Source organism: Paenibacillus sp. FSL F4-0087 (assembly GCF_038020215.1).
GTDB classification, from domain to species: Bacteria; Bacillota; Bacilli; order Paenibacillales; family Paenibacillaceae; genus Paenibacillus; species Paenibacillus taichungensis.
Genome location: NZ_JBBODJ010000001.1, coordinates 851216 through 863733, shown reverse-complemented (window position 1 = coordinate 863733; position 12518 = coordinate 851216). Strand labels below are relative to the sequence as shown.

Here is a 12518-nt window from a genome sequence, read left to right as displayed (position 1 = left end):
GCTTGTTTTTTGACGCTTTATCCAATCCTGAATTGCCAGACCGCCGGCTGATGCCAGCGGTTTTTTTATTTTGAATTGCAGGAAGGATGAGGCCTCATGATGACAATGGTACGCCTACATGAAGTATCGAAAGAGTGGAACGGGAATGAGTTGTTTGCAGGATTAAATCTTGAAATAAATGAAGGTGAGCGGCTCGCCATTCTAGGTCCCAACGGCTGTGGCAAGACCACCTTATTAAGCATCATTCTTGGAGAAGAAGAGGGTGGCGGACGCATCGAACGTCACATTCCGCAGCAGGAGTGGGGTTTCATGCGCCAGCGCTCATTGATCAAGCCTGAGATGAATGTGCTTGATGCTGTCCGACAGGAAAGTGGACGGATTTACGAGGTGAAGCGGGACCTGGAATTACTGGAACAACGGATGAGCAACAGTGGAGCGGCAGATGAGCAGCGGCTGCTCGAAGCTTATACGATAGCGATGGAGCAATATGAGCAATTGAACGGGTATATGTGGGAGACTGAGGTAGAGAAGGTACTGACGCGTCTGGGGTTATCGTCGGAACATTGGAATCGGCCGTATCATTCTTTGAGTGGTGGGCAAAAAACGAAGGCCCGTCTCGCAGGATTACTGGTCAGTAAACCCAAATTTCTGATTTTGGATGAACCGACGAATCATCTGGATGAAGAGAGCATGCGCTGGCTTGAAGAATGGCTTTCGGCCTATGCTGGAACATTGTTGTTTGTTTCTCATGACCGGACTTTTATTGATCAGGTCGCAACGGGTGTCATTGAGTTTAGTCCGGATGCACTGACCAAATATAAAGGCGGTTACACGGATTACAAAGGGCATAAGGAACGCGAATTACGTGAGCAGGAAGCAACCTATCGCAAGCAGGAGCTGGAACGGAAAGCGCTAGAAGAGACGATCCGCAATTATCAGCAGTGGTTTCATCAGGCTCATAATTCAGCAACCGATGTGGAAGTGAAAATAACTCAGAGCTTCTACAAAGCGAAAGCCAACAAGAACATTTCCCGCTACCATGCCAAGCAAAAGCAACTGGAGCGCCTGGAGAAAGAACGCGTGGATAAACCCCGCGAAACTGCAAAATTGAACATGGAGCTGCAAGTGAACACGCTGGCTGCCCGCCAACTCCTTGCACTGGAAGACGTTAGCTTTGCTTATCCGGGGAGCCCGACATTGCTTCACCATATCCGGATTGCTGTCGAACGTGGAGATCGTCTTGCCGTACGTGGTCCGAATGGCACAGGCAAGACGACACTGCTCAAACTGATGATTGGAGAGCTGGAACCATCCCAGGGCAAAGTGACACGACATCCACAACTGAAGATCGGTTATTTTTCGCAAGAGCTTGAGGGGTTACCGGAAAGGGAGACACTACTGGATAGTTTGCTCAGTCTTCCATCCATGACACAAAGTGCTGCACGTACCATTCTCGGATGCTTTTTGTTCTCAAGAGATGATGTGTTCAAGCGTATTGGGGATCTAAGCATGGGAGAGAAGTGCAGAGCTGCATTCCTACGGTTGTATTTCGGAGGATCTAACGTGCTGGTGCTGGATGAACCGACCAATTATCTGGATATTGACACACAGGAAGTGATGGAGAATATATTGAAGCAGGCATCCGGAGCACTGGTGCTCGTATCCCATGACCGCATGTTGACCAAAGTACTCGCCAGCCGCTTGCTTGATTTAGAACCCGGTGGGAAGGCTACACTGTATGAAGGTGGAGTGGAGGATTGGGAGCAATCCATCAAATTGCGAGAGTCCGCCCTTGAGGTTCGGGAGTCAGATGATGAACGGTTGCGGCTTGAAATGCGTTTATCCGAGTTATTATCTCCCATGAACAGTGCGGGCAATGATGTGTTGACTAAGCCTGATGATGTAATTGAACGGGCGGCTGAAGTTGCCGAGGTTCGCGAAATTCAGCGTCGTTTGAAACAGTTGCACGAGCTGCGAAAACATAAGTAATCTATTGATGAAGCTTATGCTGTTTTACTTTTTGGCTTAACGTTTGAACATGTGGCTTTACGGCTTGCTATTTCGAGCGATTTTGCATATAATAATGGACGATCATCAGTAAATTTGAAGGTTTATCTGACATGTAAACGTGTTGATGGAGACAAGTAAGCAGTGCCTCTGTACAGGGAGGAAGCGCCGTAGATTGAGAGCGCTTCTGTAGAACAAGGCTGCTGAAATTCACTCCGGAGCGGTTCCCTGAACCAAATCTTGCGATACATCGCAAGAGTCAGTAGGGGGTAACGGTTAACGGTCGTTATTCCGTATAGAGTGAGGCAAACATGTTGCAGGCCGGAAGGGCCGGGCAGTACTGAATGTCTAACAAGGGTGGTACCACGGTCTTTTCGTCCCTTCAGGGGAGAGAAGGCCTTTTTTTGTTGCATTTAACCACATAAAGGGGGCATTTACACATGAAAGAACGTTTGGAAGCATTAAAGATCGAAGCGCTGGAGCAACTGTCTGGCGTGAACGATCCACAGACGCTGAGTGATCTGCGTGTAAAGTATTTGGGGAAAAAGGGTGCATTAACCGAGATTTTGCGCGGCATGGGTGCGCTTAGTGCAGAGGAACGTCCGGTGATTGGTCAGGTTGCCAATGATGTTCGCGGCGCGATTGAAGAAGTCATTGATAGCAAGCAGGAGCAGTTCCAGAAGGAAGAGACGGCGAAACGTCTGCAATCCGAAAAAATTGATGTGACCCTGCCAGGACGTCGCGGACGTCAAGGCGGACTGCACCCACTGACCAAAGTGGTACAGGAAATCGAAGATATTTTCATCGGTATGGGATACCGCGTAGCGGAAGGTCCTGAGGTTGAAATGGATTATTACAACTTCGAAGCACTGAACCTGCCGAAGAACCACCCGGCGCGTGATATGCAGGATTCTTTCTATGTAACAGAAGACCTGTTGATGCGTACGCATACGTCTCCGGTTCAGGTTCGCACGATGCAAAGCATGAAAGGTGAAGTGCCTGTTAAAGTCATCTGTCCGGGTAAAGTATACCGTCGGGACGATGATGATGCGACGCATTCGTTCCAGTTCAATCAGGTTGAAGGTTTGGTTATTAGCGAGAACATTCGCATGAGTGACCTGAAAGGTACCTTGCTGCAATTCGTACGCGAAATGTTCGGTTCACACACCGAGATTCGTCTGCGTCCAAGCTTCTTCCCGTTCACAGAGCCAAGTGCTGAAGTGGATGTGACTTGTGTGCAATGTGGTGGCAGTGGCTGCCGTGTATGTAAACAGACAGGTTGGCTTGAGATTTTGGGCGGCGGTATGGTTCACCCGAAAGTACTCGAGATGGGCGGTTATGATCCGGAGAAATACAGTGGGTTTGCATTCGGAATGGGCGTAGAACGTATCGCCATGCTGAAATATGGCATTGATGACATTCGTCATTTCTACAACAGTGATATGGCGTTCCTGAAACAATTCGGACGACTGTAATTACCGAAGTAGCATACAGGGCGAACGCCCGTCATTTGCAATACCAATTCATAGATTAGGAAGTGAACGTCCATGAGAGTATCGACAGATTGGCTGTCTGATTATATCGCGCTGGAAGGCGTGGAACCGCAGGAATTGGCAGAGAAATTCACCCGTGCAGGGATTGAGATTGATGTAGTGGAGAACCGGAACCAGGGCGTAAACAAAGTGGTTGTTGGTTACGTGAAGAGTAAGGAGAAACACCCTGACGCTGATAAGCTGAATGTATGTGTGATTGATGCTGGACAGGAAGAAGATCTGCAAATCGTATGTGGTGCGAAAAATGTGGATGCCGGTCAAAAGGTAGTCGTTGCCCTGGTAGGAGCTAAGCTCCCTGGTGGACTCGATATCAAAAAAGCCAAGCTGCGCGGCGTTGTATCCCTCGGCATGATCTGCTCTGCGAAAGAACTGGGCATGAACGACAAGTTGCTGCCGAAGGACCAACAGGAAGGCATTCTCGTATTGCCGGCACAAACGGAAATTGGCACACCAATCAGCCAAGTGCTTGGTCTCGACGATCATGTTCTTGAACTGGACCTGACACCGAACCGCTCCGACTGTTTGAGCATGCTGGGTGCTGCTTATGAAGTAGGTGCAATTCTCGGTCGTGAAGTGAAACTGCCTGATCCAACTCAAAAGTTGGTGGAAATCGGTGATGCGGCTGCGAATCATATCTCGGTTGAGATTACGGCTGGCGAACAATGCAGTCATTATGCAGCTCGCTATGTAACTGGGATCAAGCTGGGAGCTTCCCCGCAGTGGATGCAAAACCGTTTGATGGCCGCTGGCATCCGTCCGATCAATAATATCGTTGACATCACGAACTATGTCATGCTGGAATACGGACAGCCGCTGCATGCTTTTGATGCAGATAAGCTGGAGAAGGGCCACATTGAAGTGCGAATGGCCAAAGAAGGCGAAACGATCGTAACGTTGGATAGCCAAGAGCGCAAGCTGGAGCCGCATATGCTGCTCATTACGGATGGCGTAAAACCGGTAGCCATCGCAGGTGTTATGGGTGGCGAGAATTCCGAGGTAACGGAAACTACAGTGAATCTGTTGCTGGAATCCGCCAATTTCGACGGTGGAACCGTTCGGAAAACGTCGCGCCAACTGGGGCTGCGTTCCGAAGCAAGCATGCGTTTTGAGAAAGAAGTCGATCCGGCTGCTGTCATTACGGCATTGAACCGTGCGGCTGAATTGATCCAGCGTTATGCGGAAGGCGAAGTTCATCAAGGGATCGTGGAAGCTGGAACAGCCGCAGCGGATAAACATGTTGTGCAGCTGTCGCTGGATAAACTGAATCGCTATCTGGGAACTGAGTTGTCCCTGCTTGAAGTGAAAACCATTTTCGCTCGTTTGCACTTTGCGTGTGGTGATGCGCAGCAAGGCTTGCTTGATGTTGAAGTGCCTAGCCGCAGAGGGGATATTACACTTGATGTGGATCTGTTTGAAGAGATTGCTCGTCTGTACGGATACGACAATATTCCAACTACTTTGATCGAAGGACCAACAACACCGGGTGCATATACACGTTCGCAAGCAATGCGTCGTACCATTCGTGGCCTGTTTGCAGGTAGTGGCTGGCAGGAAATGATCAGCTATTCATTCGTACACCCAGATAAAGTATCTTTGTTCCCTGCTCTAACAGAAGGTAGTAAAGCCGTGAAGTTGGCTATGCCAATGAGTGAGGACCGCAGCGTGCTTCGTAAGAGCATCTTGCCTCAAATGCTGGATGCAACGGTGTATAACATGAACCGCAAACATGATTCACTAGCTGTATTTGAAGTAGGCAGTGTGTTCTTTACTGAAGAAGAAAAGCTGACGAAGCAACCGCATGAGATTCCGGTTCTGAGCTTGTTGCTTACCGGAAATCGTGCATCCCAGCAGTGGAATGTGGGAGCAGAGAAAGTGGACTTCTTCGATCTGAAAGGTGCACTTGAGAACCTGTTCGCCTATGTGGGCCTGGAGCAGCGCATTCGCCTGGTAGCAAACAGCCCAGAAGGCTTCCACCCTGGTCGTTCCGCATCGGTATACCTTGAAGCAAAAGATGGCGGAGAGAGCAAACTGATTGGTACGATGGGTCAATTGCATCCTGAACTGCAACAGCAATATGATTTGAACGATGTATATCTCGCAGAGATCGGGCTTGAAGCGATCTATAGTGAAGCGGATGCGGATATCCGTTATCGTGAGCTTCCACGATTCCCGGCAGTTGAGCGAGATATCGCGGTTGTTGTGAGTAAAGATATCGAAGCTGGGGATATGCTGCGTTCGATTCGTGAATCTGCTGGCGAACTGTTGCAAACTGTACAGGTATTCGACGTGTTCACAGGCAGCAAGTTAGGTGAAGACAAGAAGAGCGTAGCGATGGCTCTCGTTTATCGCAACCGTGAACGCACATTGACGGATGAGGAAATTACTGAGGTTCATGCTCGTGTTGTTGCTCGTCTGGAGGAGCAATTTGGAGCCGAATTGCGTAAATAGAACATAAGTCAATTTTTTGAACAAAGATTAGCAGGAATTGCTTGAAGTCACATCGAATCCTTAGCATTAGAGGATCGATGTGACTTTTTTTGTTTTACAGCTTAGAATCAACATACAGACTTTAAGGAGGGCACAACTGTGACTATACCTGATCGTACACGCGTCACCGTAGAGATCTACGGGACTTCCTATAAACTGGTTGGCAGCAGTGCCGACTATATGAAACAAGTAGCTAACCTGGTGGATGAGCGAATGAGCGCCATCTCCAAACATAATTCCCGACTGGATACCCCGCGTATTGCAGTTCTAGCAGCTGTACATATGGCTGAGCAGTCTCTTCAGACTCAGGAAATTCGAAATGAGCTGAAAATGCTGACCGGTGAACGTACCGAAATGAGAAATGAACTTAATCGGCTGAATGCCATACAAAATGAACATCAGCAGGAACTGGAACGCAGGGACCAAGAACTCGCTGAAGCAATGAAGCTTAAGGCTGAGGTGGAACAGGCTATCGCGAAACTCCAGAAGGATCAGCAGGCAGAAGTAGCCAAGCTGAATACATTATTGGAGCAGGAACGCGCTCAGGCAGCAAGTCGCGAGCAAAAGCTTCAAGCCCAAACTGCTGCACAGATGAAAGCGGCTGAGGAGAAGGCGCAGGCGCGTCTCAAAGAAGCAGAAGAAAAAGCAGCGAATCAAATCAAGAATGCACAGACTCAGGCGGCAGCGCAGCTGAAGGAAGCACAGACACGTTCAGCAAATGAGATGCAGCAAGCCCAGGCCAAAGCGGCTGCACAATACAAGGAGCTGCAGGAGAAGACGGCAGTTCAACTGAAAGAAGCCGAAGCTCGGGCCGTAGCAGAACGTCAAAAAATCGAGATGCAGGCTGCACAGCAGGTACAAATGGCGAAGGAACAAGCGGAAGCGGCAATTTTGTCTGAACTGGAACAAGCCGAAGCTCAATTGCAGAAGGTTCAGGATGAAGCCCAGCTTCAATATCGTGAACTTCAAACTAAGATGGAGCAGCGTATACAGCAGGCAGAGCAAGCTGCCGTCAATCAGGCTCAAGAACTGACTGAGAAGGCAAAAGAAGAACAAGTCGCACTGCAGCAACGAGCAGAGCAGAAGCGATTGGCTGAAATTGAACAGCTGAATGCAGCATTCAAGGAGTCATCCGAACTGGCGGAATTGGAATGGATGGAAAAAGAAGCGGCTTATGAAGAACGGCTTCAGCAAATCCATGAAGCAGCCCAGACTCAGGCGAACGAAGCTGCGGCAACTGCTGAAGCTTTGCTACAAGAAGAGCAAGGCAAGCTGAAGCAGCAGTTGGAAGAAGAGCGTAAACAGACCAAATCGCGCTTAATCGATGTTGAAGCCCAATTAACCGAGGTACGTAAGCAGCTCAAGAATGCTCAAGAGGTGGTTGTGGATCAGGAGCAACAGCTCCAACACGAGCGTAATCAAACTGAAACGTTGCGCAGTGAACAAGCCGTATACAAACAGGAGCAAGATGTTCAGCTTCGTCGAATTACGGAATTGGAGCAGCAACTGGAACAATTAAAAGCAGATAGTGCTCTGCTGACTGAACAACTCCGCAACAAAGAAGCTGAGGCCGAACATTTCCGGGAAGCGGAACAGCAATGGAAACAGCAGTATAACGAGACCGTTGAACGTGAATCTTCTCTGACAGCACAGCTGCGAAAAGTACAGGAGCAGCACAGTCAACTGGAGCAGGAAATCAAGAAACTTCGTGAAGCCGAAGCGAAATCCGAGGATGAGCAGCGCAGGCTGCAAAAAGTGCTTGAGCAGGCCCATGCGGCAGTACGCACATTACAACATGAACTTGGTGCACTGACGCAGAGCGAGCTGTCCTGGAAAGAGCAGGCTGAACAACGTCTGATCGAGATCGGCGAATTGGAGACACAGGTGCTTGAAGCTGCAGAACAGAATGAAACGTTGGAGTCAGGTGTACAGTCTCTTCATGATGAATTATCCGTTGTTAAAGAAGAAGCTCGTCACGCCAGCGAAGAAGCGGAACGTTACATTGCACAAGCTGGTCGTCTGGAGCTACAACATAAAGAGCTTGATGGTGAATTGAATGATGCACGTGAAGAACTGAGCAAGCTGCAGGAAAATTATAAACAAATCCGCAAGGATTACGGTGATGCTCTGCAGCGCGAAGAGGACTATACTCGCAAGCTGAATGAGATGAGCGAAGAAAAGAAAGAGATTGAGCGTGCGCTTGAAGAATCAAGACAGAATGCCAATCAGCTATCTGCTCGGATCGATGAGCAAGGCAGCTTACTGACTCAGACAGAAGAAGAAGCACTTGAGTGGCAGATTAAGCATGAAGAATTGTCTGCCCAACAGGCAGAGCTCTCCTCTCGCCTGCAAGAGCTGACTGCACGGGAAGTTGAACTGAAATCCAGAGTAGAACAAGCTGAACAACAAGCAGAACAACAAGATCAGGTTTGGCAACGTCGTGCTGATGAATGGGCGGCTCAGGAACAGTCCTGGCAAGATCGATGGGCTGCACTGGAGAATGAATTGAATCTCTGGCAGAAAGAAAGTGCTGCCAGTGTGGAGAAGGTAGAAGAGTTGGAACACGAGCGGCAGCAGCTTGCCCAGCAGCGTGCAGAAGCAATCGAAGAAAAGCAGACGATGGAAAATGAACTGCTGGATATCGGTGAGCGGTATGAACTTGCGGCCAATCAGTTACGTTTGCTGCAAGTTGAACGTGAGATGGAGCAGGAGAAGGCGGAGCAACTGAATACGGATTACCGCCAATTGCGGGATGAATATACGAAATTGCAGACGGAATATAACGAATGGATTGAATTGATTGAGCAGGATCAGACCTAGCTGATGATTATGTCATAACTGGAATCCTGGACAGCGCACTCTTGTACAATTTGTTATAATGAAGAAAGAGCTCCCGTCGCTACGGGGGCTCCTTGTCTTGAACACTATTCTTCAACAATAATTTTGGAGATCATACTGCCGTGACCGCTTCCGCAATAGACGGAACAGGACATTTCAAATTCCCCTGCTTTGTCGGGAGTGATCACTTTGGAACTGTTCTGGGTATCCAGCCGAAGGTTCAGCTCAGGTACTAGAACACCATGGTTTCCGTTTGTATTTTCATAAACAATCTTAACCGGGACACCTTTTTTTAAATGGTATTCAGGTTGGTCAAATTCATAGTTGCTTGCTTTGATTACCAGTTCTTCGCTTGCAGTTGCACCCGAGTCGGACTCACCGTTTGATTCTGCGGATTGTCCAGTTCCACCACATGCAGCAAGGACCAGAATCAACATACAGGCTGCAAGCCATGCCAGGCCTTTCTTCATCATATGCCTCCTCAAAAAGCGTGATATGGATAAAATTTGAATGATTTCTCCAGTCATCATACCGCAAATTGAAGATGCCTGTACATGCTGCCTATGTCGTTTTTTTGAACATCAGCATGCGCACAACCTAAAAAAATAAACCTCATCAGGCGTTTAAGCCATCAGAGGTTTAGGGGAAGCCTATGGAGAGTAGGTACGTTGGAGCCTATGCGTGATCTTTGGATCTTCTTCCGGCATCAAAAGGGGTGGAAACCGGGATGAACAGATCAATGATCCCAATGACCAATGCAGCCAGAACAGCACCAAGCAGACTGACATGTACATGATCTACGACATATTGACCAATCCAGATCACCAGTGCGCTGACGATGAAGCCGACTATACCGCGGCCAAAAGGATTAACCCTTTTACCGAAGATGCCTTCAACAACCCAGCCAAGCAGAGCAATAACCAGAGCAAGCATCAGTGCGCTCCAGAAACCACCGACGGCGAATCCGGGTACGATCCAGCTGACGACCATCAATACAATTGCGGCGATGATAAATCGCACGACATGTCCCAGAAAATTCATGGTGTTATACCTCCTTTATTCAAATCGGATTGAGCATTGTACATCCTGTTCACTGGTGAGGTTGCACAATCCTGACACCTGTAGTTTGCGGCGCTATGTCCCAAGTTATGTGTGGAAGGATTCGTTAAATAGCGCTAGAAAGTTTCTTTCGTTATAATACAGTTATAGTTTGGAAGGAGTTGTACACTTGGACACGAAAATTTTACAAACATTGGAATATCGCAAAATTTTAAATACATTGCAAAGCTTTGCCCAGACTACGATGGGAAAAAAGAAAGCGGAACAATTGGAGCCGATCAGTGAACTGGAAGAAGTTAAGAGACTGCTCCAGCAAACCGATGAAGCTTTTACGTTTGATCGTCTGAAAGGCTCTCCATCTTTTGGGGGAATTGTGGATATTACCGCGTCGATCAAACGTGCTGAAATAGGGGGCACGTTGAACCCGCATGAGTTACTGGGAATTTCCAACACCACTTTGGCAGCACGTCGATTGAAACGTCAGATCGCTGCCCTCCACGATGATGAAAAAGTGGAATCCATTTTCTATATCAGTGATCAGTTATCTGAGCAAAAAACGCTGGAAGATGCGATTCGTATCTGTATTGACGACAATGCTGAAGTTTCAGACAGCGCGAGTGTAACACTGGCGCAGATTCGTCGTGAGCTGCGCGGCGGTGAAGCTCGCATCCGTGAGAAACTGGATTCAATGATCCGTTCTTCTACGGTATCCAAAATGCTGCAGGACCAGCTGATTACAATTCGGGGAGACCGTTTCGTGATTCCCGTGAAATCGGAATATCGCTCGTACTTTGGTGGGATTGTACATGATCAATCCGGTTCGGGAGCAACGCTGTTTATTGAGCCAGAGTCCATCGTTGCGATGAATAACAAATTGCGCGAGACCCGAATCCGGGAAGAACGCGAAATTGAAGTGATTTTGCAGAAATTAACAGCACTTGTCAGTGAACAGGCAGAATGGTTATTGTATGATGTTGACCTGCTGGGATCGCTTGATTTCATTTTTGCCAAAGCACGTCTTGCCCGTGAACTGAAAGCCACATTGCCACGTATGAACGATCGCGGATTCATCAAGCTCAAAAAGGGACGCCATCCTCTGATCTCGATTGAAAATGTGGTGCCAACCGACATTGAACTAGGCAACGATTATACGTCCATTATCGTAACGGGTCCAAACACAGGTGGTAAGACAGTAACGCTCAAAACGATTGGGTTACTGAGCCTTATGGCGATGTCGGGTTTGTTCGTTCCAGCCGAAGACGGCAGCCAGCTCTGCGTATTTGATGCGATTTATGCGGATATCGGTGATGAACAAAGTATTGAACAGAACCTGAGTACATTCTCCAGTCATATGACTAACATCATTCGGATATTGAAAAACATGACGACCAAAAGTCTGGTGCTGCTCGACGAACTTGGGGCAGGTACCGACCCAGCAGAAGGTTCTGCGCTGGCGATCTCCATTCTGGAGCATATGCATCAGACTGGATGCCGCATGGTAGCAACAACGCATTACAGTGAGCTGAAAGCTTACGCTTATGAGCGAAAAGGTGTTATTAATGCCAGCATGGAATTCGACGTTAACACTCTGAGCCCTACCTACCGACTGCTCGTTGGTGTGCCGGGACGGAGTAACGCTTTCGCAATTGCGGAGCGGCTCGGCCTGCCAGGATACATTCTGGATTACGCGCGTGGCGAAGTGAAAGAGGAAGACCAGCGCGTAGAGCATATGATCGCTTCCCTGGAAGAAAACCGGCTTACTGCGGAGCAAGAACGTGAGAGTGCAGAGCGTTTGCGCCAAGATATGGAGAAATTGCGCAGCCGTCATCAAGCCGAACTGGAGAAATTGGAACAGCAGCGTGACCGACGCATTGAAAAAGCGGAAGAAGATGCTCGTAACATTGTGGACAAGGCCAGAGCAGAAGCTGAGAAGATTATAGCTGATCTTCGCCAGCTCGCCATGGAAGAAGGCGCATCCGTGAAAGAGCACAAACTTATTGCTGCTCGCAAACAACTGGATGAAGCTGAACCTGAGAAACGCAAGAAGACAGTTAAACGCACTTCAACGGCAACGAAGTCTCGGGCCATCGGACCGGGCGATGAAGTTCTTGTCTACAGTTTGAATCAAAAAGGTCATGTGGTGGAGATGTCAGGCACCAAGGATGCCATGGTTCAATTGGGGATCATGAAAATGAAAGTATCCCTGAATGATCTTGAATTACAACAGTCTGCACCAGCAGAAGCCAAACCGAAGCAGAAACCGGTAACTGGTGTGAAACGAACTCGCGATGATAATGTGAAAAGTGAACTGGATCTGCGGGGGACGAATCTGGAAGAAGCCTTGATGGAGACAGATCGTTTTATTGATGAAGCTTTCCTTGCTAATCTGGGTCAGGTTTATATTATTCACGGTAAAGGAACAGGAATTTTACGTTCCGGTATTCAGGATTACCTGCGTAAGCATAGACATATAAAAAGTTACCGGCTGGGCAATTACGGAGAAGGCGGAAACGGTGTGACCGTCGCAGAATTGGAATAGCCCGACCAGGAATCAAAGAAGTTCTGCCGCCTGAC

General features: G+C 48.4%; 7 protein-coding genes. 5 read left to right on the top strand and 2 right to left on the bottom strand.

The genetic code is table 11. The annotated features are described in order from the left end of the window. Window positions 1-96 precede the first annotated feature (96 nt). From abc-f to MHB84_RS04040, 4 genes are all read left to right on the top strand, one after another. Window positions 97-1989 (top strand): ribosomal protection-like ABC-F family protein, encoded by a 1893-nt coding sequence (abc-f, locus tag MHB84_RS04055; protein WP_076289924.1) that lies wholly within the window; start codon window positions 97-99, stop codon window positions 1987-1989. A gap of 458 nt (window positions 1990-2447) precedes the next feature. After that, entirely contained in the window at window positions 2448-3482 is a 1035-nt protein-coding gene (gene pheS, locus MHB84_RS04050; protein ID WP_024628331.1) for a phenylalanine--tRNA ligase subunit alpha, read from the top strand. A gap of 72 nt (window positions 3483-3554) precedes the next feature. Beyond that, on the top strand, window positions 3555-6008 hold the full coding sequence (pheT, locus tag MHB84_RS04045; protein ID WP_076289923.1) for a phenylalanine--tRNA ligase subunit beta: 2454 nt from the start codon (window positions 3555-3557) through the stop codon (window positions 6006-6008). A gap of 138 nt (window positions 6009-6146) precedes the next feature. Further along, window positions 6147-8867, top strand: coding sequence for a cell division protein ZapA (locus MHB84_RS04040; protein WP_076289922.1), 2721 nt, complete (start codon window positions 6147-6149; stop codon window positions 8865-8867). A gap of 104 nt (window positions 8868-8971) precedes the next feature. Here MHB84_RS04040 and MHB84_RS04035 read toward each other — a convergent pair whose 3' ends face one another. Together MHB84_RS04035 and MHB84_RS04030 are read right to left on the bottom strand one after the other, a co-directional pair. Then, window positions 8972-9355 (bottom strand): cupredoxin domain-containing protein, encoded by a 384-nt coding sequence (locus MHB84_RS04035; RefSeq protein WP_076289921.1) that lies wholly within the window; start codon window positions 9353-9355, stop codon window positions 8972-8974. 205 nt (window positions 9356-9560) lie between these two features. Continuing rightward, on the bottom strand, window positions 9561-9926 hold the full coding sequence (locus MHB84_RS04030; RefSeq protein WP_053780442.1) for a phage holin family protein: 366 nt from the start codon (window positions 9924-9926) through the stop codon (window positions 9561-9563). Window positions 9927-10113: 187 nt separating this feature from the next. Here MHB84_RS04030 and MHB84_RS04025 point away from each other — a divergent pair, with 187 nt between their 5' ends. Then, a complete protein-coding gene (locus MHB84_RS04025; RefSeq protein ID WP_076289920.1) occupies window positions 10114-12483 on the top strand; it encodes an endonuclease MutS2 in 2370 nt (789 codons plus the stop codon). The last annotated feature ends 35 nt before the right edge of the window (window positions 12484-12518 follow it).